This is a genomic window from Mediterraneibacter torques (genome assembly GCF_044591705.1).
In the GTDB taxonomy this organism is placed as follows: Bacteria; Bacillota; Clostridia; order Lachnospirales; family Lachnospiraceae; genus Mediterraneibacter; species Mediterraneibacter torques.
Window position 1 is genome coordinate 2,619,914 of sequence record NZ_CP172594.1, and the last position, 22,580, is coordinate 2,642,493.

At 44.3% G+C, this 22,580-nt stretch carries 24 protein-coding genes; 1 reads left to right on the top strand and 23 read right to left on the bottom strand.

Features of this window, described 5'->3' with window-relative positions; genetic code table 11:
• Nucleotides 1–82 precede the first annotated feature (82 nt).
• The 23 genes from ACH9UM_RS12215 to ACH9UM_RS12325 form a co-directional block, all read right to left on the bottom strand.
• Nucleotides 83–880 carry a D-Ala-D-Ala carboxypeptidase VanY gene (locus ACH9UM_RS12215; protein ID WP_004848508.1) on the bottom strand — a complete coding sequence of 266 codons (798 nt, stop codon included), beginning with the start codon at nucleotides 878–880 and terminating at the stop codon, nucleotides 83–85.
• Nucleotides 877–1,518 (bottom strand): 4'-phosphopantetheinyl transferase superfamily protein, encoded by a 642-nt coding sequence (locus ACH9UM_RS12220; RefSeq protein WP_004848506.1) that lies wholly within the window; start codon nucleotides 1,516–1,518, stop codon nucleotides 877–879. Before ACH9UM_RS12220 ends, ACH9UM_RS12215 begins: the two co-directional genes overlap by 4 nt.
• 8 nt (nucleotides 1,519–1,526) lie before the next feature.
• Nucleotides 1,527–3,149: a GGDEF domain-containing protein gene (locus tag ACH9UM_RS12225; protein WP_004848504.1), complete on the bottom strand. Its 1,623-nt coding sequence runs from the start codon at nucleotides 3,147–3,149 to the stop codon at nucleotides 1,527–1,529.
• A gap of 251 nt (nucleotides 3,150–3,400) precedes the next feature.
• Nucleotides 3,401–3,823, bottom strand: a complete 423-nt coding sequence (gene atpC, locus ACH9UM_RS12230; protein WP_004848501.1) for an ATP synthase F1 subunit epsilon — start codon at nucleotides 3,821–3,823, stop codon at nucleotides 3,401–3,403.
• A gap of 13 nt (nucleotides 3,824–3,836) precedes the next feature.
• The gene (gene atpD / locus ACH9UM_RS12235; protein ID WP_004848500.1) at nucleotides 3,837–5,225 is read right to left on the bottom strand and encodes a F0F1 ATP synthase subunit beta; all 1,389 of its coding nucleotides are present in this window, start codon (nucleotides 5,223–5,225) and stop codon (nucleotides 3,837–3,839) included.
• A gap of 99 nt (nucleotides 5,226–5,324) precedes the next feature.
• On the bottom strand, nucleotides 5,325–6,209 hold the full coding sequence (atpG, locus tag ACH9UM_RS12240) for an ATP synthase F1 subunit gamma (RefSeq protein ID WP_004848498.1): 885 nt from the start codon (nucleotides 6,207–6,209) through the stop codon (nucleotides 5,325–5,327).
• Between the two features lie 4 nt (nucleotides 6,210–6,213).
• Nucleotides 6,214–7,719, bottom strand: a complete 1,506-nt coding sequence (atpA, locus tag ACH9UM_RS12245; RefSeq protein ID WP_009243685.1) for a F0F1 ATP synthase subunit alpha — start codon at nucleotides 7,717–7,719, stop codon at nucleotides 6,214–6,216.
• A gap of 5 nt (nucleotides 7,720–7,724) precedes the next feature.
• The gene (atpH, locus tag ACH9UM_RS12250; protein ID WP_004848494.1) at nucleotides 7,725–8,252 is read right to left on the bottom strand and encodes an ATP synthase F1 subunit delta; all 528 of its coding nucleotides are present in this window, start codon (nucleotides 8,250–8,252) and stop codon (nucleotides 7,725–7,727) included.
• The gene (atpF, locus tag ACH9UM_RS12255) at nucleotides 8,239–8,739 is read right to left on the bottom strand and encodes a F0F1 ATP synthase subunit B (RefSeq protein WP_400091473.1); all 501 of its coding nucleotides are present in this window, start codon (nucleotides 8,737–8,739) and stop codon (nucleotides 8,239–8,241) included. The genes atpH and atpF overlap by 14 nt, the downstream gene beginning before the upstream one ends.
• 50 nt (nucleotides 8,740–8,789) lie before the next feature.
• Complete coding sequence (atpE, locus tag ACH9UM_RS12260) at nucleotides 8,790–9,014, bottom strand: ATP synthase F0 subunit C (RefSeq protein ID WP_004848489.1); 225 nt, start codon at nucleotides 9,012–9,014, stop codon at nucleotides 8,790–8,792.
• A gap of 111 nt (nucleotides 9,015–9,125) precedes the next feature.
• Complete coding sequence (locus ACH9UM_RS12265; RefSeq protein WP_400091476.1) at nucleotides 9,126–9,782, bottom strand: F0F1 ATP synthase subunit A; 657 nt, start codon at nucleotides 9,780–9,782, stop codon at nucleotides 9,126–9,128.
• A 579-nt stretch (nucleotides 9,783–10,361) separates the two neighbouring features.
• The gene (locus ACH9UM_RS12270; RefSeq protein ID WP_004848480.1) at nucleotides 10,362–11,327 is read right to left on the bottom strand and encodes a hypothetical protein; all 966 of its coding nucleotides are present in this window, start codon (nucleotides 11,325–11,327) and stop codon (nucleotides 10,362–10,364) included.
• Nucleotides 11,328–11,419: 92 nt separating this feature from the next.
• Nucleotides 11,420–11,986 (bottom strand): chromate transporter, encoded by a 567-nt coding sequence (locus tag ACH9UM_RS12275; RefSeq protein WP_004848478.1) that lies wholly within the window; start codon nucleotides 11,984–11,986, stop codon nucleotides 11,420–11,422.
• Complete coding sequence (locus ACH9UM_RS12280) at nucleotides 11,971–12,564, bottom strand: chromate transporter (protein WP_004848476.1); 594 nt, start codon at nucleotides 12,562–12,564, stop codon at nucleotides 11,971–11,973. The genes ACH9UM_RS12275 and ACH9UM_RS12280 overlap by 16 nt, the downstream gene beginning before the upstream one ends.
• Before the next feature lie 87 nt (nucleotides 12,565–12,651).
• Nucleotides 12,652–13,281, bottom strand: coding sequence for a V-type ATP synthase subunit D (locus tag ACH9UM_RS12285; RefSeq protein ID WP_004848475.1), 630 nt, complete (start codon nucleotides 13,279–13,281; stop codon nucleotides 12,652–12,654).
• A gap of 62 nt (nucleotides 13,282–13,343) precedes the next feature.
• On the bottom strand, nucleotides 13,344–14,729 hold the full coding sequence (locus tag ACH9UM_RS12290) for a V-type ATP synthase subunit B (RefSeq protein WP_004848473.1): 1,386 nt from the start codon (nucleotides 14,727–14,729) through the stop codon (nucleotides 13,344–13,346).
• 15 nt (nucleotides 14,730–14,744) lie between these two features.
• The gene (locus ACH9UM_RS12295) at nucleotides 14,745–16,511 is read right to left on the bottom strand and encodes a V-type ATP synthase subunit A (protein WP_009243688.1); all 1,767 of its coding nucleotides are present in this window, start codon (nucleotides 16,509–16,511) and stop codon (nucleotides 14,745–14,747) included.
• Nucleotides 16,504–17,091 carry a V-type ATP synthase subunit E gene (locus ACH9UM_RS12300; RefSeq protein ID WP_009320138.1) on the bottom strand — a complete coding sequence of 196 codons (588 nt, stop codon included), beginning with the start codon at nucleotides 17,089–17,091 and terminating at the stop codon, nucleotides 16,504–16,506. Before ACH9UM_RS12300 ends, ACH9UM_RS12295 begins: the two co-directional genes overlap by 8 nt.
• 113 nt (nucleotides 17,092–17,204) lie before the next feature.
• Nucleotides 17,205–17,513 (bottom strand): V-type ATP synthase subunit F, encoded by a 309-nt coding sequence (locus ACH9UM_RS12305; protein ID WP_004848467.1) that lies wholly within the window; start codon nucleotides 17,511–17,513, stop codon nucleotides 17,205–17,207.
• A gap of 71 nt (nucleotides 17,514–17,584) precedes the next feature.
• Complete coding sequence (locus ACH9UM_RS12310) at nucleotides 17,585–18,019, bottom strand: ATP synthase subunit C (protein WP_004848465.1); 435 nt, start codon at nucleotides 18,017–18,019, stop codon at nucleotides 17,585–17,587.
• A gap of 38 nt (nucleotides 18,020–18,057) precedes the next feature.
• Nucleotides 18,058–20,007, bottom strand: coding sequence for a V-type ATP synthase subunit I (locus tag ACH9UM_RS12315; protein ID WP_004848463.1), 1,950 nt, complete (start codon nucleotides 20,005–20,007; stop codon nucleotides 18,058–18,060).
• The gene (locus ACH9UM_RS12320) at nucleotides 20,004–21,050 is read right to left on the bottom strand and encodes a V-type ATPase subunit (protein ID WP_004848461.1); all 1,047 of its coding nucleotides are present in this window, start codon (nucleotides 21,048–21,050) and stop codon (nucleotides 20,004–20,006) included. The genes ACH9UM_RS12315 and ACH9UM_RS12320 overlap by 4 nt, the downstream gene beginning before the upstream one ends.
• A 3-nt stretch (nucleotides 21,051–21,053) precedes the next feature.
• Nucleotides 21,054–21,365 carry a hypothetical protein gene (locus ACH9UM_RS12325; protein WP_004848459.1) on the bottom strand — a complete coding sequence of 104 codons (312 nt, stop codon included), beginning with the start codon at nucleotides 21,363–21,365 and terminating at the stop codon, nucleotides 21,054–21,056.
• A 227-nt stretch (nucleotides 21,366–21,592) separates the two neighbouring features.
• Between ACH9UM_RS12325 and trmB the strand changes: the two genes are divergently transcribed.
• Nucleotides 21,593–22,243 carry a tRNA (guanosine(46)-N7)-methyltransferase TrmB gene (trmB, locus tag ACH9UM_RS12330; protein WP_004848458.1) on the top strand — a complete coding sequence of 217 codons (651 nt, stop codon included), beginning with the start codon at nucleotides 21,593–21,595 and terminating at the stop codon, nucleotides 22,241–22,243.
• The last annotated feature ends 337 nt before the right edge of the window (nucleotides 22,244–22,580 follow it).

A 22,580-nucleotide genomic window follows, 5' to 3' on the forward strand; every position in this document is an offset into this window, starting at 1 on the left:
GCGGTTTTTAGAACCAGCGCGGACCGGACTGTTGCTTATACTTATACTTATGCGATTCTTCTGCACGGTACTGTCAGGCTTTTTATTGAAGAAGATATTCTTCCAGTGTCAGATTCTTTTTCATGATCTCTTCCGCCGCCGTTTTCCCTACATACCGATAATGCCACGGTTCATAAATGATTCCCGTGATATCCACCTTTTCCGGAGGATATCTTAAAATAAATCCATATTCCCAACAATGTTCCATCAGCCATTTTTGTTCGTCCGTCTCTCCCTGCCGGTCATCCAGACCTTCATACTCGGACGCTATAATATCCACTGCAAGTCCGGTCGCATGTTCGCTCGTTCCCGGAACTGCCACTGACTTTTTCGTCTCATCATAAGCTTCCAAAGGCGTACGTCCGTTTGCCATCCAGTCCTGCATGGTTGCATTAAACACTTCCTTCTGCTTCTCAGAAGAACGGTAAGCGGAAGCAACATACATACTAAGTCCCGCTTTTGCCCCATCGTCAAGCATCTGCCGAAGAGGTTCTTCGATACGCGCATCGACAAACCGTTCGCTTTCCAACTCCACCATAGATTCCGGCACATAAGAAACATCCAGAGGATGAGAGTCGTTGACAAGAACCAATGCCCACCCTTCTTTGTCGCTTCCTAAAGCCTCTGCGCTGTTATTCGCCGCCTCATGCTTCATGATCTCTTCTTTCAGCTCATTTGTTTTCTTTTTTAATTTTTCTTTTTCTGCGGCAAATTCCGCTTTATTTTTTGACAAAACCGACTTCGCGGCAACTCCTGTACACAGAACTCCCGCCACAAGACCGATCGCTATGCCGATGACCAACATTCGTCTCAGCCGGAATTCTCCGGTCAATTTTTTCATAATTTCAACTCCATATCTATATCGGCGGCAATCTCTTTCTCTGTAGAACAGATCGCCATTTTATATAGTTTATTCGGATGCTCATATTCCCGGTAATAATAATCTTGCCGAAACAGATCCGGTTTCCGTATCAAAACCGGCGGATTTCCCAATCGTATCTCAAACGAGTCAAGCGAAAGCTTCATACCGAATCTTGTCGCTTTCAAAAAACTTTCTTTGAGCACCCAGTATCTGTAAAATATATCCGCCCTCTCCTCCGGTGTCTTTCCCGACATCACTGCCTCATATTCCGAACCGCAAAAATACCGTTTTGCCAAATGCTCCCGCGCCCTGCCGATCTGCTGAATATCACACCCGACCTGTATGCGTTTTCCCTCTGCCAAATCCCCTCCCATACAGACGGCACACATGACAAACTCCCCTGAATGTGACAGGTTAAACACTGTTTCCTTCGGAAGTCTGTATTTCTTCCTCAACTTCTCCCACAGACTCCATGCCGCCACGCTCTGCACTCTCTTTAAAGGATCTGCCTGCGCCATTGCCTTTTCTTTCCGAAAACGGGGAAGCCGTTCAAAATATTTTATATATATTTCTTTATCGTAAAGCGGCGTAATGTCCGCCGCCCATCCCTTTACCATACTTTTCCTTATCTGTCTCTTAAATATCTCACTTCAAACGTTTCAATCGTGATCGGTTTATTAAACAATGTTCCCTGTGCATAATCACAGCCGATCTCCCTGAGTACATTAAACTGATCCTGAGTTTCCACGCCCGCTGCCTGAACAGACGCTCCCAACTGTCTGCATATGTCGATAACAGCCTGCGCCACGATCCGGCTCCTTCCGTTTCCGACAATATTTGAAATCACGCTCTTATCCAGTTTCAATCCGTCGAACTCCATAAGAGACAAGATCGAAAAACTTGAATCTTTTGCACCGAAATGATCCAAGATCACTCTTACATTTCCTTTTCGTATCTTACTGCTCGTCTCTGCCAGCATCTCCTGATTCATATCGCTGCTTGATTCCGAAACTTCAACTTCGAGATACTCGCATCTGACATGATGTTTTTCTATGAGATGCAGCATTTTATCCGCAAGTCCTTCCTGCCGAAGAGTTGCCCCTGCAAAATTCACCGAAACCGGGATCATCGGAATATCTCTTACTTCCCATTTATGAAGCGTTTTGCACACTTCCTCAAACACATAAAGATCAAGGTAATGGGAAAGTTTTGTTTCTTCCAGCATATTAAGATATCTTCCCGGATCTACTATTCCGAGATCTTTGTGATGATAGCGCACAACCGCTTCCGCTCCGCCGACCTCGCCTGTGAGCGTATCGATCTTCGGAACAAGACATACGATAAAATTCCCGTTTTCAATATCTTGTAAAAGATCTTCTTTTATGATCGGTTCGTGATGTCCTTTTTGCAAATTTTTGTAATATTTTCTTTTTTCCTCGCGCATCATCACTTCCGCGTTGTTGACAAGCTTGTCTACCTCGATATCGATCTTCTCCCACGCATAGCCGATAGAAACAAGTCCGAGACTGATATTGTCAAGCTTTGTATGCACCGCATGAACCTGTTTTGTAAAATCCTGATAAGACGTATTTTCTACAAGCACGAGATACTCATCTCCCGTCAGCCGATATGCTTCCCCACTGTGAAAATACTCCTCCAGAACTTCTCCGACACGAATTACGACTTCGTCTCCGTAATCTCTCCCGAACTCTTTATTAAAATTTTTCAGTCCGTTGATATCGACGGAAAGCGCGCCGATCGATTTTAATTTCTTCTCATCCACAGTATCAAAATAGTGAACAAGACTGTTTCTGTTCAAAAGACCGGTAAGATCGTCATGATAACTCAGATATTCCTGCTGCTTCTGCATCTTCTGCAGTGCGATTGCCTGCGGAATATACTGAACGATAGCGCGCATCAAGTCGATGGTGCAGCCTCCCCGTCTGACTCCGACAACCGCAAGAACAGCAGTCACATCTTCACTGATCGGAAGAAACACGCTATAATCCCGAGCCGTCGTATCGGTAATCTCTGTTTTCATCCATTTCGGCTGACGCTCTTCCGGGAGAAGTTTCATCCGATCACGCTGCCACTCGATATTCTCATCGCACCACTCGTAGATCGTCTCGATGTCTCCTCTGTCTTTTTCAATATAATAAGCATACTCCGCATCATAATAGCTGCGAACCGTACTTAATATTTCGTTTACGATCTCGCTAAGAGACCGGATTTTGTAACCTTCACTCATAATTCCCCGCCCGTTTCATTTTCTTTGATCTGTAAATCCATATATTTATTTAAACTGTTCTGTCTGACATTTTTCTGTGCATTTTAATGCAAATAATTTACTTGCATAAGCATTATTATTTTAGTATACAGCCATATAAAATGCAAGATAAAAAAAGAGCCAGTCACTCGTGATCTGACTCTTTTTATCTGTTTCTTTTCACAAACATGCTATCGATGTATCCTTTCGACAACCGTAAGCATCTGTCACACTTAATAGTGGATCAGGTCTTTCGCTCCCTGTGCAAGTTTCAGGCGGTTCATCGCCCGAGCAAGAGATGCCTGCGTGTGGTAATATTCCTGAATGCTTTGTTTCTGCCGCATCCGCTCTTGTGCATGTTCCCTTTGTTCTCTGGCATGACGCACGTCAATATCTTCCGGGCGTTCCGCCGTATCGACGAGCAGTGTCACACGGTTATTCACGATCTCCGCAAAACCTGTTCCGACTGCGATTTCCGTCACTTCACCTTCTGTTGATTCCATGCGCGCAATACCGACAACAACGGCGATCACCATATTTTCATGGTGCGCCAGTACGCCTTTTTCTCCGTCCGGCGCCGGAATCGTCAGTTTCTTACATCTTCCATTGAAAAATACTTTATCACTTGCTATGATTCTCAATCCAAATGTATCCATAATACACCTCTGCCTACTCCGCCGCCTTTGCTTTCTCGATCACATCGTCGATTGAACCTACATTGAAAAATGCCGACTCAGGATACTCGTCCATCTCTCCGTCGATGATCATCTTAAATCCTCGGATCGTCTCTTTCAGCGGCACATATTTTCCCGGAACTCCGGTAAACGTCTCAGCCACAAAGAACGGCTGCGACAAAAACTTCTGGATTTTTCTCGCACGCATAACGGTTGCTTTATCTTCATCCGACAACTCTTCCATACCGAGGATTGCGATAATATCCTGCAGTTCTTTATATTTCTGAAGAATCGCGATCACTTTGTTCGCCACTTCGTAATGCTCTTCCCCAACGATCTCCGCTTCCAAAATACGGGAACTTGACTCCAGAGGATCAACTGCCGGATAGATACCTTGCTCTACCACTTTTCTCGAGAGAACCGTCGTCGCATCCAAATGAGCAAACGTCGTTGCCGGAGCCGGGTCTGTCAAGTCGTCGGCAGGAACGTATACCGCCTGTACGGAAGTAACCGAACCGTTTTTCGTTGACGCGATCCTCTCCTGAAGTTCTCCCATTTCCGTAGCAAGCGTCGGCTGATATCCGACCGCCGACGGCATTCTTCCAAGAAGCGCAGACACTTCCGATCCCGCCTGTGTAAAACGGAAAATATTATCAATAAACAACAAAACATTTCTGTGTTCTTCATCGCGGAAATATTCTGCCATAGTAAGCCCTGTTTCCGCCACGCGCATACGCGCTCCCGGCGGCTCGTTCATCTGACCGAACACTAACGCCGTCTTTTCAAGAACTCCCGATTCTTTCATCTCTGTCCACAAGTCATTTCCTTCACGGGAACGCTCTCCTACTCCTGTGAATATGGAGTATCCGCCATGCTCTGTCGCTATGTTTCGGATCAGCTCCTGAATAAGCACCGTTTTTCCTACTCCGGCGCCGCCAAACAGTCCGATCTTTCCCCCTTTTGCATAAGGAGCAAGAAGATCGATTACTTTGATTCCCGTTTCCAGGATCTCAACAACCGGGCTTTGGTCTTCAAATGTCGGAGGATCTCTGTGAATCACCCACTGATCTGCATCTGTGATCTGTTCGCCGTCATCTACCGTCTCTCCAAGTACGTTAAACAATCTTCCCAGCGTCTTCTCTCCGACCGGAACTTTAATCCCCGCTCCTGTTGCAGTTACTTCCATGTCTTTGTGAAGCCCTTCGCTTGCAGCCAGCATCAGACAGCGAACTTCATTGTTTCCGAGATGCTGCGCCACTTCCATAACACATTTCTTTCCGTTATTTTCAACTTCCAAAGCGTCTTTGATAAAAGGAAGGTTCCCGTCTTGAAACACAACGTCTACAACAGGACCCATAACCTGTATGATTTTTCCTTTATTCATGATCTTTCTCACTTTCTTAGAACTATAGCGGCATTCTGCCGCCTGTTTGACATACTGATCTTCCCGAGGTATCAGCCCCGGCTTTTTTCTGCTGCATTTCTATTTTCGCTGTGCCCTTGCCCCGCTGCACACTTCTGTAATTTCCTGTGTGATCGCCGCCTGCCTTGCTCTGTTATATATGATCGACAAGTCATGGATCAGACTTTTCGCACTGTCTGTCGCAGATTTCATCGCCATCATGCGGGCGTTATGTTCGCTTGCATATGCTTCCACAAGCGCTCCGTAGACGATTCCGGTCACATAATTCGGAATGATACTATCCATTACCGCTTCTGCAGACGGATACAGCGCGATTGCTTCTCTGTGCACGTTCAACGGCATTTTCATTTCGTTAAACGAGCTTCTTTCAAGCGGAAGAAGCTTCATTACTTCTGCTTCTGCCTGAACAGAATTTTCCATCCTCGTATAAACAATATAGATCTCGTCCAATTCCCTCTCCCTGAACTGGTCGAGCAGAACCGCGGCAATATCCCTCGCCCTGTGCATCGTCGGATTTTGTACCGTATATTGAAAATTGGTATCGATCTGCACGTCCCGCTTTGCAAAGTAATGACGACCGAGTTCTCCTACGATAAACAATTTATGAATCCCCGGACGGGCCAGTATCTCTTCTTCTAATTTCACGATATTATGATTATACGCCCCTGCCAGTCCTTTATCCGCCGTAATAACGATCGAACCGATCTTGCGCTCTCCTTCCGGAACATTCTCGCGCGCCGAAAAATATCCATGATGCAAGTCCGGCAAATGTCTGAGTATTCTCGATATTTCGCCTTGCAGGCCATAAAAGTAAGGCTCTGTATCCGCAAGTTTTTTCTTCGCATGGGTCATTTTCGACGAAGAGATCATATACATCGCGTTCGTAATCTTCATCGTATCTTTTACACTGTTGATACGGCTTTGTATCTCTCTGATATTTGCCATATTATCACCTGCTCTTTTTAAATTCCTCTGCGATCAACACAATCTGATCGATCAATTCATCAGACAACACTTTTTTCTCTTCGATCTCTTCGCCGATATTTGGGTATTTCGTATCAAACCACGTCATGAGATCAAGACGGAACTGACGTATTTCTTTTTTATCGATGCCGAGGAATATTTTGTGTGTCGCGGCACAAAGAGTAATTACTTTTTCATGCAGTGACATCGGATGATATAACGGCTGTTTCAAAAGTTCCATCAGTCCGCTTCCATATTCCAGCTGTTCCTTCGTCGCAGGATCCAGGTCCGAGCTAAACTGTGTAAACACTTCCATCTCTCTATACTGCGCGAGATCGATACGGATACTTCCCGACGCTTTTTTCATCGCCTTCGTCTGTGCCGCCCCGCCTACACGCGATACGGAAAGACCGACATTTACCGCCGGACGCATGCCCGCCGCAAACAATCCGCTCTCCAAAAAGATCTGTCCGTCTGTGATCGAGATCACGTTCGTAGGAATATATGCAGATACGTCTCCTGCCTGTGTCTCGATGATCGGCAGCGCAGTGATCGAACCGCCGCCGTTTTCATCACTTAATCTGCTTGAGCGTTCCAGCAGTCTTGAGTGAAGATAAAATACATCTCCCGGGTAAGCCTCTCGTCCCGGAGAACGTCCGAGCAAAAGGGAAAGCGCCCTGTATGCAACCGCATGTTTTGACAGGTCGTCATACACGATCAATACGTCTTTTCCTTTATACATAAAGTATTCTGCCATTGCGGTTCCCGCATATGGAGCAATATACTGAAGCGGCGCGCAGTCGCTTGCCGTTGATGACACGACGATCGTATAATCAAGAGCGCCGTTTGTCTTTAATGTATTAACAACTTTTGCTACCGTAGACGCTTTCTGTCCGATTGCAACATAGACACAGATCACATCTTTGTCTTTTTGATTCAAAATCGTATCAAGAGCGATCGACGTTTTCCCTGTCTGTCTGTCTCCGATGATCAGCTCTCTTTGCCCTCTTCCGATCGGAAACATAGAGTCAATAGAAAGGATTCCCGTCTCCATCGGAACACTGACAGATTTTCTGTCAACGATTCCGGGCGCTTCCTGCTCAATCGGACGATAACCGTCGGCTTCTATACTTCCTTTTCCGTCTATCGGCTCGCCAAGCGCATTTACGACTCTTCCTATATAAGCGTCTCCAACCGGAACTCCGGCTCTCTTTCCCGTACGGGTTACTTTCGTTCCTTCACTGATTCTTGTATCGCTTCCGAAAAGAATACAGCCGATCTCGTTTCTTCGGATATCCTGAACCATTCCCTTCAATCCGTTTTCAAACGTAACGATCTCACCGTACATCGCATGATCTATTCCATAAATCGAAGCGATCCCGTCGCCTACTGTAATGACAGTTCCCACTTCACTGTCTTTGCTCATCATATCAAAATTCTCAATCTCTTCTTTTAAGATCGAAATGATTTCATTTGAGTTGATCGAACTCACCTCGCTCACCTCCGTGTTAATCTTTGTTCTAATCTGTCCAGACGGCCTTTCGTGCTCCTGTCATACTCATCGTTTCCTACCCGCAGAATAAATCCGCCTATCAGAGAATCATCTTTTTTCATCTCAATATACGCGCGTTTTGCTCCGTATTTTCTGCACAAAAACGATTCCATGCCTTTTTTTTGTTCTTCACTTGGAAGCGCCGTGTAAAAAAGAACCGCTCTTATGATCTGTTCCTCCTCATCTGCCCGCATATCGTATGCGTCAAAAATTTCTCCAAGCAGACGAACCTTACGATAACGGCAGACAATCTTCAGAAAGTTTCTCATTTCCCGCGGAAACACTTTATCTATGACCTGTTCCTTCTTCTCTTGACGAATCGTCGGATTGTCCAGAACATCTGTGATCTGCGGTACTTCCGAAAATATTTCACGAGTTTTTTCTATCGTCTCTTTCGGAATATTCAGTTCAAAAAGCGTTTCTGCGTATCTCACTGCCGAAGAAGAACAAATTACTTTTCTATTTGTTTTCATTTCCGTGTCCCTCTCCTGTTTCTCTTAGAAACTGATCGAACAACTGACTCTCTCTTTCTTCGTCCGACTTCCCGCCTGCAATCTTCGCCGCCGAAGCGATCGCAAGACCGGTGACCTCGCCCTTCAGTTCATGGATCGTTTTTTCCCGTTCAATGCGGATTGTCTCTTTTGCCGACGCGATCATGCTGTCCGCTTTGTTCCCCGCTTCTTCCAGAATACGGTCATACTCTGCCTTTGCGCTTTTTCTTGCATTTTCTACGATCTGAACAGACTCCTGTTTTGCTCCGTTTAACGCCGCTTCATATTCTTGTTTCATTTTAAGAGCGCCATCCTGCGCATCCTGCGCGCTCTGCAGTCCGTCTGCAATCAGTTGTTTACGTTTCTCCATAATGTCTGTCACAGGCTTGATCAGAAAATGTCTCAGCAAGAGATAGAGAATTATCACATTTATTATTGTATAGACAAGATTCATATTTATTTCTATCATCTTTTTCCCATGCCTTTCCCGTCATTTTCACAATGTAACATCTGACTTTATTAACCGAGAAGAATGATGATCAAAATTCCGATAATAAATCCATAAATAGCCGTTGCCTCCGCAAGCGCACATCCGAGAATCAGATTCTTACTGATCTTACTCTCTGCTTCCGGCTGTCTTGCGATCGCTTCTGCCGCTTTTCCTGTTGCGATACCGATACCGACGCCTGCTCCGATACCTGTCAATACTGCTACTGCTGCTCCGATTGCTATAATTGCTTCCATGTTTTTTGTTCTCCTTTAATTTTTTAATCTGTTTGATTGTTTTTTATTGATTGTTTTTTATTCTTAATCGTTTCCATCATTTGAAACAGCCCGGCTGTTTATCTTTTGATTCTATTCCATTTCCTCCGTCATAAATAACGCGGTCAGAAATACAAATACATATGCCTGAAGAAGCCCGTCAAAGATATCAAAATAGAAACTTACGGGGATCGGGCAAATAAGCGGCACAAAATATTTCAAAAATTCCAGCACTACAAATCCCGCCAGCATATTTCCGAAAAGCCGCATACAAAGCGACAATGGGCGGATCACAATTTCCAATATCGTAATCGGCGCCACAACCGGAACCGGCTTTGCAAAATGTTTCATCCAGTGGACTACTCCGTTTTTATGAATTCCCGAAAATTCAATCACGCACATACTCATGATCGCCAGCGCCGCAGTCACATTCAAGTCTTTTGTCGGCGGTTTAAAACCTAACAATCCGATCGTATTCGACACTGCCAGATAAAGAAGTACCGTGATAAGATACGGCACATAAGCTTTATTTTCTTTTCCGATAATTCCTTCAAAGAAATCCTGCGCCCAACCGATCATTGACTCCAATGCAAGCTGTACCTTTCCGGGATTTTCAACCTTAAGGTTTCTTACTAATATAATGGATAAAAGAACCAAAACTGCCATAATGATCCAAGTGACAACAACCGATTCCGAAATTCCTCCTAAAACAGGAAGTTTCAAAACCGTTTTACAATTCAGTTCCTCCATCAATGTTTCTGTCAGATTTCCCGTATTGCTCCCTCCTTTTTCTTTGCTTTTTTATTACAGGCTTCCGTTCGTTTTGGGTATAAAAAAAGAGCTCTTTTCCATCGAGAACCGTTCCCCATCGAACCCCTGTTATATCTTCATCTCTTAGGTCCGACCGTTTTCGGTACAAGCCGTTTTTTCTGTATTTCCGGCTTCCCTAAAAGTCGAGTAAAACATTACACCCGAAGAATATTTTTGTCAATATTTCCACTTTATTTTCTGTTTTGGCAAAAAATCCGTTTTTTTCTTTCATTTTGCCACCTCATAACATAAAAAAAGATGAAAATTTATTCAATTTTCATCTCTCTTTTTTAACAATATTCTTTTTCTGTAAATTATCAAAAATTATATACAATGCACCCGCTGTTTTTGCAATATATTTTGTCGCTTTCCACAATCTTTATGTCTATTTTTTAACAAACATTGTCAAAAATAGACTTGTTTCTGTGATAATGTTTATAAAACCACATCTATTGTACCGACTGCCGTCTCCCAAGCGCCGCTTATGACGCCTGTTTCATATACCTTTTCTTCTTTCTGTCATCTGTCTCCGTTTTTTGCACTGCCTTTCGGCACTTTCTGCGATTTCTCCTGTATATCTTGCTCCACTTCCGAAGACTCTCTCGCAATTCTCAAAAAGTCTCTGTCATGCGCTTTTCTTCTCGGTATAAAGCTTCCTGCCACCTTTCCTTTTCCTCTGCTTTTCACATAGAAAAATCCAAGTACGGAAAATACAGCCGCGCCGATAAAATTAACGATCAAATCCTGCATCGTATCAAGCAGTCCGATATCAAGATATCCTCCCAATCCAAGAGATTGTCCGTTCACCGCAACATCTGTTATGTTTTGTATCGCATACGGCACATTATGTCCGCCCGGATCAAGCATAACAGATCGAATCGTATGGATAACCGTATCTTTCTGCATATCGAGTTCCATGATCATATCCATCCCAAACTCAAAAAACTCCCACACAACTCCGATCGTCATCGAAAAACAAAACGCTACGATTGCCGTAAAAAGCGGCGACAGTGAAAAAACCGTCCGGTCACTTCTGTTCAGCAGATCAACAAGCGAAAATCCGATCGCCGCCGCAAGAAAACCGTTCAATGTATGTAACACTGTATCCCAGAACGGAAATACAAGATAAAATTCACTGATCTCGCCGAGTATCTCTGCCGAAAAAATAAATACAAGAATGATAATCTCCAATGCTGTCGGCAGTTCCACTTTAAATGTAATCTGTGCCAAACTCGGAATCACAAGCAAAAGAAGCGTAAGTATACACAAAAATACATTTTCATAATTCCGATTCAAAAGTTGGAGCACGAGCATAATGATCACAAGCGCCCTCAATGTAAAATACACTATAGCCGAACTTTTATGTTCCCTTAGCTCCATGCTAAGAGCTGTTGTCCAATTTTTAAATTTTCCGGCCGCTTTCTTATTATCTCTTTTGCCATTTACGTCATTTACATTATCATTCTTATTTTTCTTTTCTCTCATAAACCTCTTTCCTCTGTTTCTGATCTTTCCTTATCAGACCCTTTGCCGCTTTTCTATTCAAGACCGCCTTCTTTACTTTTTTACTTTTACAGTTACATGTATAAAATTATACCTGCCGCTCCGCTTACGAGCATCAGCATGATCGGGTTGATCTTCCGCTTCCGCGACAAAAACAACACTCCTCCGAAAATAGCTACCGCGCCGATATCAAGCGATTCTTTCATTGTTTTTAAATCCGGATCTCCTGTTCCGAAAAAAGAAAGCAATATGATCGTTGCCGCGGCTGATACGATCAATCCCAGAGAAGCTGCTTTCAATCCGTTAAGCGTCTCAAAAATATAGACTGACTCTTTATGCTTCTGAAAAAAACGATACAGAGTCAATGAAATCGCAACTCCGCAAAAAACGCATCCGACTGTTGCCACAACCGCGCCTGCCGCACCTGCGATCTGCAAGCCGACAAACGTAGATGTATTCACTGCCAGAGGACCGGGCGTCATCTGAGATATCGTAATAATATCCGCAAATACTTTTTCTCCGATCCATCCCGCTTTTACTACAACTTCTTCATGGATCGAAGGGATTACCGCATACCCGCCTCCGATACTGACAAGGCCGATCTTCAAAAATGTCAAAAATAATTTTAAAAGAATTTCCATTTGTGACCTCCGCTTCTTACGTAAACCCGAAGGATACAAAGCCCGCAGCATACTGCCAGAATCAGCGCCACATTTACATCAAAAATAAAATTTGCTATAAAGGCGATCGGAATAAGGGAAAAAAGAAAAAATGATTTTTCTTTCAATATCACAGTGCACATATCTGCTACAACACTGACGATCAAAGCCGCAACTCCGGATTGCATTCCTTTTAAAACAGCGGCAACAATTTTATTTGCAATAAATAAATCATAAAATCCTGAAATGATTCCGAGAATCACAAGCGGCGGAATTACAGAAGCCGCACAGCTAATCACCGCCCCTGCCGTTCCCGCCGCCTTATACCCCGACAACGCCGCCAGATTCACCGCGATCGCCCCCGGACTTGACTGCGCCACAGCGGACATCTCCATCAGCTCATCTTCTGTAAATATCTTTTTCTTTTCAACAAAACTTCGGCGTACAAGAGGAACAACAACATAACCTCCGCCAAACGCAAACATGCTGATATAAATATTCACTGCAATCAGCCACAAGTAAATGCCCGGTGTTATTGACTTTTGTTCCTCATTGCTCATTGTGATTCCTTCCTCTTTCCTGCACCTTTCATTCCGGCATGCGTAAAATATATTCAAACGGGCATACCAAAAGATCAGTAAGGTTTCTCAGCCGCCTTGTTTCTTTGTTTTCATTCGTTTAATTACTTTCAAACGGGTAAATTCTTCACGCTCTTTTTCTTCCAAAGCATTCGTGATCGTATATACAAGTGATGTATACATCGGAATCGTGATATTCTGCAATGCATTTGCCCTCTTCTGCGTCTTTTTGATATTTCCCGCAAGGCGGTACGCCGCATTTTCTACCATAGACAATTTCACCGTCAGATCTTTTACCTTGCGGAATGCTTCTCTCGCCTTATCGATCGATTCACGGGTCGTACTAAATGAATACGTTGGCTTTCCGGCATCAGGCATATATTTGACATGAGGGATTTCCGTTCCCATAATACTGCGCGTCTGGATCGTGATCGAATTTTCGATCGGAACTGTATATGCAAGCATCTCAACATTGCTGATTCCGTTTTCGATGTTCGCCCTTTGCAGACATTCATACGCATAAGTGAACGTCGTGTCGATCTCTTCTTGGATCGTCCGTGCTTCATCGATCAGATCCATCAGTTCTCTGATCAGTATATTTCTTTTTTTATCCATCAGATCATAACCTTGCTTCGCCAACGCAAGCGAATTTTTCGCCAGCATAAGATTTCCTTTTGTCGGAAATGTACGCGGATCCATATGCCTCCTCCTTCCCCGCTTTTATTTTTACTCTGAAAGGATCAGTTTCTCTGCACCCTAACTTATTCTTCTTCAGACGGTTTATAATATTTATCAAGAATCTTCGTATCAACGCGGTCAAGCTCTTCTCTCGGCAAACGTCCGAGCAGTTTCCATCCGAGATCAAGCGTCTCCTCCATTGTACGGTTTTCATTCATTCCCTGACCGATATATTTTTCTTCAAATTCTTTTCCGAACTCAAGATACTTCTTATCAATAGGCGACAATTCATCCTCACCTATAACAGACGCCAGATTTCGGGCATCTCCGACTTTTGCATATGCGGAGAACAACTGATTTGCCAGATCCTGATGATCTTCTCTCGTATATCCCTCGCCGATACCGTCTTTCATAAGACGGGACAATGACGGAAGAATGTTGATCGGCGGATAGATCGACTGTCCGTTAAGGGGACGGTCAAGTACAATCTGCCCTTCTGTAATATATCCCGTCAGATCGGGAATCGGATGTGTGATATCGTCATTTGGCATCGTAAGAATCGGAAGCTGTGTTACAGAACCGTTCACTCCCTGTACGATCCCCGCTCTTTCGTAAATCGTGGCAAGTTCACTGTACAAGTATCCCGGATAACCTTTTCGGCTCGGAATCTCACCTTTTGACGAAGAAACTTCACGCATCGCTTCTGCAAAGGATGTCATATCAGTCAAGATTACAAGAATATGCATATTCTGTTCAAACGCCAGATATTCCGCCGCCGTCAATGCCACTTTCGGCGTGATAAGACGTTCCACAACAGGATCGTTCGCCAGATTCAAAAACATGGCTACGTGATCCGCAACCCCGCTCTCCTCGAACGTATTGCGGAAGAAATCCGCCACATCATGCTTTACACCCATTGCCGCAAATACGATCGCGAACTTTTCATCTGAATTTTCTCCCAGAGACGCCTGTTTTACAATCTGCGCCGCCAGTTGGTCATGGGGCAGACCATTTCCCGAAAAGATCGGCAGTTTCTGTCCGCGGATCAGCGTCGTCAGTCCGTCGATCGCAGAAATTCCTGTTCTGATATAATTTCGAGGATACTCTCTCTTCACAGGATTGAGAGGAGATCCATTCACGTCTCTTCTTAACGTAGAAGCAATCGGTCCAAGTCCGTCGATCGGATTTCCGATCCCGTTAAACGTTCTGCCAAGTATATCCGGCGAAAGCGCGATCTCCATCGGATGGCCTGTCAGTTTTGTATGCGTATTTTTCAGGGACATATTTTCAGAGCCTTCAAATACCTGAATAACGGCTTTATCTTCATATATTTCTACGATACGGCCGATCTTTCTCTGCGTACCGTCTACGACGAATTCCACGATCTCGTCGAAAAATGCATCCTGTACGCCCTCCAGCGCGATCAGCGGGCCGTTGATGCTGCTTAATCCTAAATATTCGATTGACATGATCTTCGGTTCTCCTTATGCATTCTTTTCCAAAACATTCTGATAAAACGCGTCGATATCACGATGATATTGAGCAAACATTTCCAATCTGTCGTTCGGCACATCATATTTGATCGAGATTACACGGTCGAAAATATTTTCCGCCTTCAGCACAGACATAGGATGCCCCATCGTCACAAGCGTCCTTGCCTGTTTATAAAGATATAAAATTGTGTCCATCATCAAAAACTGTTTTTCCATTGAGACACATGTATCGTCTTTATGAAATGCGTTCTGCTGTAAAAATCCCAAACGGATCACGCGGGCAATCTCAAGTACAAGCTTCTGATCATCCGGCAGAACGTCGCTTCCGATCAATTTTACGATCTCCAACAGGCTGCTCTCCTGATTCAGAAGCGCCATTAACCTATTTCTATAATCAACAAACTGCGGGGATACATTATCCTGATACCAATGGCTTAAATCGTTCAGATATTCGCTGTAACTTGTGAGCCAATGAATTGCCGGAAAATGTCTCGAATACGCAAGACTTTTATCCAGTCCCCAAAAACAGCGCACAAAACGTTTCGTATTCTGTGTGACCGGCTCGGAAAAATCACCGCCCTGAGGCGATACCGCTCCGATGATCGTAACCGATCCGTCTGTTCCGTTCAGATTGTGCATCATTCCGGCTCTCTCGTAAAACGCCGACAATCTTGATGCCAGATAAGCCGGAAATCCTTCTTCTGCCGGCATCTCTTCCAAACGTCCCGAAAGTTCCCTCAGTGCCTCGGCCCATCTGGACGTAGAATCTGCCATGATCGCCACATCGTATCCCATATCCCGGTAATATTCCGCCAGCGTAAGTCCTGTATAAATACTTGCCTCACGGGCAGCCACCGGCATGTTTGACGTATTTGCGATCAGCGTTGTTCTGTCCATAAGCGGATTGCCTGTCCGCGGGTCTGTCAATTCACCGAACTCTTCCAGAACCTGCGTCATCTCATTTCCACGCTCTCCGCATCCGATGTAAATAATAATATCCGCATCCGCCCATTTGGCGATCTGATGCTGAGTCATTGTCTTTCCGGTTCCGAATCCTCCCGGAATCGCAGCAGTTCCTCCCTTTGCGATCGGAAACATCGTATCGATGATACGCTGTCCGGTCACAAGCGGAACAGACGCCGGAAATCGGTGATGTGTCGGGCGGGGCACACGGATCGGCCACCGCTGTGTCATAGTCAGCTTCTTTTCACCGCCATCCGGAAGTTCTAATATAACGAGAGTTTCATCGATCGTATACTCTCCGTCTTTTACAACCTCTTTTACCGTTCCTTCCACATCCGGAGGAATCATACATTTGTGAAGGATCGCATGTGTCTCCGGCACTTCCGCTATAATATCTCCGCCATGAAGGTACTGACCTTTTTCAACGACGATGTGAGTCTTCCATTTTTTCTCTCTGTCAAGCGAATCCACGCTGACTCCTCTTGTAATAAACGCGCCGCCTGTCTCTGCAATTCTCTCAAGCGGACGCTCGATTCCGTCAAATATATTATTCAGGATTCCCGGCGCAAGCGTTACCGAAACCGCATTTCCGCTTGCGACAACTTCCTCTCCCGGTCTAAGTCCTGTCGTTTCTTCATACACCTGGATCGTCGTCCTGTCTTTATCAAGAGCGATCACTTCGCCTACTAATTTTTGTTTTCCGACATAAACCATTTCCGACATACGAAATCCTGTATTTCCTTTCAGGTAGATGACAGGTCCGTTAATTCCATAAATCGTTCCTGTGTTAAGCAATTCCGTCACCTCCTAAAAACAAAAATTTGTCATATTCGTCCTGGATCTGCGTTTTAAACGAATGGTCCATCAAAATATTACGCGAACGGATTACCGCGCGCACCCCGCCGATAAAATCTTCCGCACTCACCGTAAGCTTCGCCCCGGTTTCTTTTTCCAGCTCCGTACGTTTTTTTTCATCGGACGGATTAATATAAATAACGACCGGGTCATCGCCTGCAAACCGCTCTGCCTTTCGGATACACTTAACAAGAAAGTCGTCGTATGCTTTTGTTTTCATATAATCGTTCACAAGCTGCATCGCTTCTTCAAACACTTTGTCTTTCAGCTCCTGCTGCACTTTTCCCTGGCTTCGTTTAATCTCCAGCTGAGACTTTGCCAATGCCTGACTTACTGTCCGTTTTGCATTTGTCGTCTCTGCTTTTATGCGCGTTTCCGCCTGCCGCATCATCTCTGACTTATGGTCGCTGAATATTTTTTCCAGCGCTTCTCTGTGCGCATCTATGATCGCATTTCCTTCTGCGCGCGCCTGCTCCATAGACACAGTCTGCATATATGTGAGTTTTTCTTCAAGAGTCAACCGAAAGCCCTCCCTTTTCTACGATTTATCTGCTTCATTTGCCTGATTTATTTTCTGCTCTATCACTGCTTTGTCCGCTGTATTCTTCATTCGTCGGAATGAATATCTCCGCCTTATAATTTCAATCCGATCGCTTCCGTTATATAAGATGTGATAAAATCTTTTTTTCGTCCCGTTCCGTGCCGGTCCGGAATTTCCACAAGAAGCGGCATCTTACGTTCCAATCGGAATGTATCGATGATCGCCGGAAACTCCCTGCCGAATTTCTCTGTCAAAAGTACAATTCCTATACTTTTGTCTTCAAGAACACGTTCCAACGCCTGCTTTAGTTCATCTTGTTCATGAACGACAATGCCGTCTACTCCTGCCAGACGCATCCCGGTATATGTGTCAACATTGTCGCTGATCAGATACATCTTCATAACTTCAGATCCTTTTCCTTTCTGCCTTACCGTTTACGCTGCTCCCGCCGCGCCGTCCGCATGTATCTTTATTACAGGTTTCCTAAAATCATGAAGGAAATGATCAAACCATAAAGACACACTCCTTCTGCAAGACCTACAAAAATAAGAGATTTTCCGAGTACGCTTGAATCTTCACTGATCGCACCTAACGCTGCGCTGGCTGCGCTGGCAACCGCAATTCCGCCGCCGATACAGGAAAGTCCCGTAACGATCGCAGCCGCAAGATATCCCATGCCTGTTGCGAATCCCGCATCGGCAGTCACAGCTTCCGCAGCCTGTACATTCGGTCCGCCAAGAAGCATGATCGATGCAATCGCAAACGCTCCGAAAAAGAAGAAAGCATTCGTTCCTATTGCTCTTTTATAACGTTTTCTGCTCTTTTCCCCAAGAAGATAATACCCAAACGGTACGATAATGCTCACGATCAGCGTGATGATAAAAACGATTTTTGTTCCCATTGTCATTGTAAGTTCCTCCTATGATATGATGAATTTTAAGAAATCTATTTTCGGCTGTTTTTCTTTGTCTTTCTTTTTGCATACGGATCAAATGCATGACCGCTGCCTTTATAAAAACGGCTGAACAGTTCGTAATATTCCAGACGCAGCACCTGGATTCCGACGATCAGACCTTCGAATCCGCAAACGAACAGGTTTCCGAAGATCACGCCTGCCCAGTTCGGACTTCCGCTCTCTGCTCCCGCCAACTGCAGCACAACTTCCATGATCGCGGCATGACTCACCGCAAACGCTCCGATACGGATAAAGGAAATCGTATTAGAGAAGTAACTGAGCAATGTTTCAAAGAGTTCAAAAAATCCCTGCACAACAAACATTGCCTTTCCTGTCTCCATCTTATCCGCCCGCTTCTGAAGCATCCTCGTAAGGGGTTCTCTGAAAAAGATGAGCAAAAGCGGGATTCCGAACATGATCGCCATAACGATTCCGCCCGGAAGCGGATTTCCCGTCATAAAGAGAACGACTGTCACTACGACCGCAAGATAAAATACAAGTCCTGCCGCACCGTTCGGATCAAACCATGCGCTTTCCATATTTTTCCCTCGTACCGCATTGATAATGTGAAGCACCATCGCAACCATGATCAGAAACATACCGAACGCCACCGCAACAATAAACACCGTATTCAGCTTTCCGAGAAACGGCAAAGTCGTCATATGATCGATCGGCCGTATCCACAGCGCCGGAAGAACGTCTTCAAATCCGAAAATACTTCCAAACAGAAATCCGAAGATCGTGGAAAAAACACCTGCCGTCGCAATAATCCCCGCAAGCGGCGCTTTCTTAAACTTATAGACCAATCCTCCGCCGATCATCAAAAGCAGTCCCTGCCCGACATCTCCGAACATCACTCCAAAGATAAATGAGTACGTCAGACCGACAAACATCGTCGGATCCATCTCGTTATGTGCCGGGAGTCCATACATACTGACGAACATTTCAAATGGTTTGAATAATTTCGGATTTTCCAGCTTTGTCGGCGGTTCTCCGAAATATGCGTCATGATCGTCTTCCACAACGACGAATACTTTATCGTCTTCCTTTACTTCCTCAACGAATTTATCTACATCATCTTCCGCCATCCATCCGCACAGAATATAGTAATCTTCCTGTTTATCTTCCATTCTGGCCGCAAGTTTTCTCACATCGAAGTTATTGGACAGTTCTTCCAGCCTGTCCCTTGCCGCAACTAACTGCGGAGCGCGGTCCGCCAGCATCTCTCCTGCCTGTTTATCCAGATCTTCAATTTCTAAATTGACACGGGCAATCTCGTTTTCGAGTACCCGGTATGCCGTATCGGGAGTTCCTTCAAATTCATCCTTCAACTCGATTCTTTCAAAATGCAGCGACCGGAATACCGCGTCAACTTTCTGTGTCTCCGCCTGCGAAACGAAATATACTCCATAAACATAACTTTCATCCCGCTCTCCTTCTACGAAGATTGCTTTTAGATCATCCATAAGATATTTTTGCATCTTATGATAAAATTCCACTGCGATACGGCCGAAACGATAAGTGATATATCGATAATGAAGCACACGGTGAAGATCGCATTCCAACGGTCGAAACGGCGCTACGATCTGCTGTTTTGCCCTGTATTCTTCAATTTTCTGCTTAAGCTTTTCCTTTTTTTCCTGAAGTGTACGATAATCTTCATCCGCCTTGCGTACAAGCTCAAACATATCGTCAAGACCGAGTTTCGTATCCGGCTCTACTGTTTCTGCATTCGGAAGATATCCGACAAATTCATTTGCCTTACTTAACACTTCCCTGTAGGGGTTCAGCTCCACAAAAGGTCTTAAGTTATCTACTGTCTTAAGTTCCGACAGCGCAGACTCAAGCTGAATCTCATACCGCGAAAGATACTGATCGGTAACACGGTCGATATCATTTCGCGGACCTGATATATTAATAAATTTCATCTTTACGATCATCGGGTTCTACCTCCAATGTATGCTGCCGTTTCTCCCGGATTCAGTCCGTACCGGACGCATTCCATAACGGTTGTCAGCTTTTTCAATTCTTCTTCTTTTAAGAAGAGATAGGTGTTGATCGCGGAGACCGAATACGGATTCTTTCGCCGGTCTGCCGTGTACAGATGATGCAGACAGTCCGCATACATCTGCTCCATTGTCAAATTTTGTTTGAAATTATAATGCCGGGCATAAGTTGTTCTTATTACGACATTTTCAAACTCCTCGACTCCCGGAGCCTCCACCATATCTTTCACTAATTCTGTTGACAATTTATAGTGTATCGGAATCAGCATCAGATAGATATCCGCGGGCTTCATATTGTAATACTTTTTCGCCCTGTAGATCCACTGAATATTCAAAAGATCGATCTTTGACCCACGATCTCTCATAAACAGCTCAAGATCCGACTTTTTCAAAATCTTCTTCTGCTCTTTCCATGTAGATGTATAATAATAAAGATCCAACGCCAGATTGTAATCATAAAGAGTCACATTATCGGTATCTTTTATTTTTTTCAACGGAGCGTAATACTCCGTTTCTTTTAGATTTTCCACAAGCTCATCTGTCGTTCTGGCTGTGATCAGCTTTCCGATAGATATTTGCGAATACCGGTCAAAAAACGCACTTTTATAATTAAGATCAAACGGTTTCTTATAATGGTTGATCACGATACGCAGACAGTAATTGATCAGCTCGATCTCGTATCCTTTCATGATCAGCTTCATAAATTCTCTCTGACTCTGCCCGCAGAAACGGTAAATCTTTGTGTAATCGTGATAAAGCGACTGCACAAGCACCTTCTCTATGTTTCCTCGATGGATCTGATCTTCCGTTAAAGTGTCAAGCACTTCCGCATACGCCGTATTTTTCCGCAGATAGTCCGCAATATCCGGAACACTTCGTAAATTTGCTATATCCGCAAACTGCTCCGGCGTCAAAAGCTTCGCCTCCATTGCCCGGATCTTTGTCACAATCCCGCTGTACTTAAGTAAATTTCCCATAAGTTACACCTCTGTGATCCGTCTCAATATCTCATGCGCATATTCTGTATGCTTCTCTTCATATTCTTTCCGGAGGCTGCAGATCGTATCCTCACTTGCGCCGCTGCTGCTGTTAAGAACTCTCGACTGTTCTTTTTCCAACTGTTCCCGGATTTTCTCAAGGCGTGCTTTCGTTTTATTTTCTAAGTCCTCGTCAAATTTTTTCCGTTTTTCATCAAATTCCTGTCCAAGTACGTCTTTTTGCTCTTCTGCATGACGAACAATCGCAGACGCTGCATTTTCAATTTCCGTCAATTTATCCAAAATAGCGTCCATAAAAAGCCTCCTGTCAGCAATAATATATCCCTATGATACACCTTTTCCTCCAAAATGCAAGCCACATCTTCCAAAAATGCGCTCCCTTTAACATTCCCTTAACATCCGTCCATGTTATCCTCTGCCTAAACAGGAACGATTCTCAAACATCCGCAAATCTTTGACCTGACATATGCTGCATATTATGATACAATCTAGTATAACGACCAAAATACAAGGAGACACATATGAGACTTAGAAATATTCCCCGCGCCGACGATACTCTTCAGGCACATTTTACTGTAATCAAGAATCCGAAAGAGTTCCGCGGAAACTGGACTTCGGTTTTCGGAAACGACCGTCCGATACGGATCGAGATCGGAATGGGAAAAGGACGCTTCTTATTAAATATGGCAAAAACCTATCCTAATATCAACTTTATCGGAATCGAACGATATTCCAGCGTCCTGCTTCGGGCAGTAGAAAAATTTGACACCGAAGAATTTTCAGATTTGCCGAATATCCGCTTTGTCTGCATGGATGCAAGAGAACTGCCGGAAGTATTTGCCGAATCAGAAGTCGACCGCATTTACCTGAATTTTTCCGACCCATGGCCAAAATCACGTCATGCAAAACGCCGTCTTACATCAACAGAGTTTTTATCCCGTTATGAAAAAGTCCTCCCACCGCAAGGACTTGTGGAGTTCAAAACGGACAACACCCCTCTTTTTGACTTTTCTCTGGAACAGGTAAAGGAAGCCGGATGGACGCTTCAGGCTTTTACATACGATCTGCATCACAACAAAGAGCTAAACAAAGAAAATATTATGACAGAATATGAAGAAAAATTTTCTTCAAAAGGAAACCCGATCAATAAACTGATCGCAATGAGAAAATAACGGCGGCAGCACGGATATGCTATAAAAAGCAGGGTGAGACGCTTCCAACGAACCTCTCCCTGTTTTTTTCATATAATATAGAAAGATGTATGAGACGCTTTCCGGCCTCGCTTATTTAAGCTGTCCGCTCAATCCGTTCCGTTAAAAGGAGTTTATATGAAACGAAAACATCAAAAATACCGTCTCTGTGAAATATGCTACTGTCATCCGAGACTTAACCGAAAACTTCTTATTATCAAAAATTCTTTTGATGAAGTGTACAAAATCTTAAATTCAGACTTCTGTTCCCGCAAACACTCCTGACAAACAACTTTTTATTCTCATGTACACACAGCCG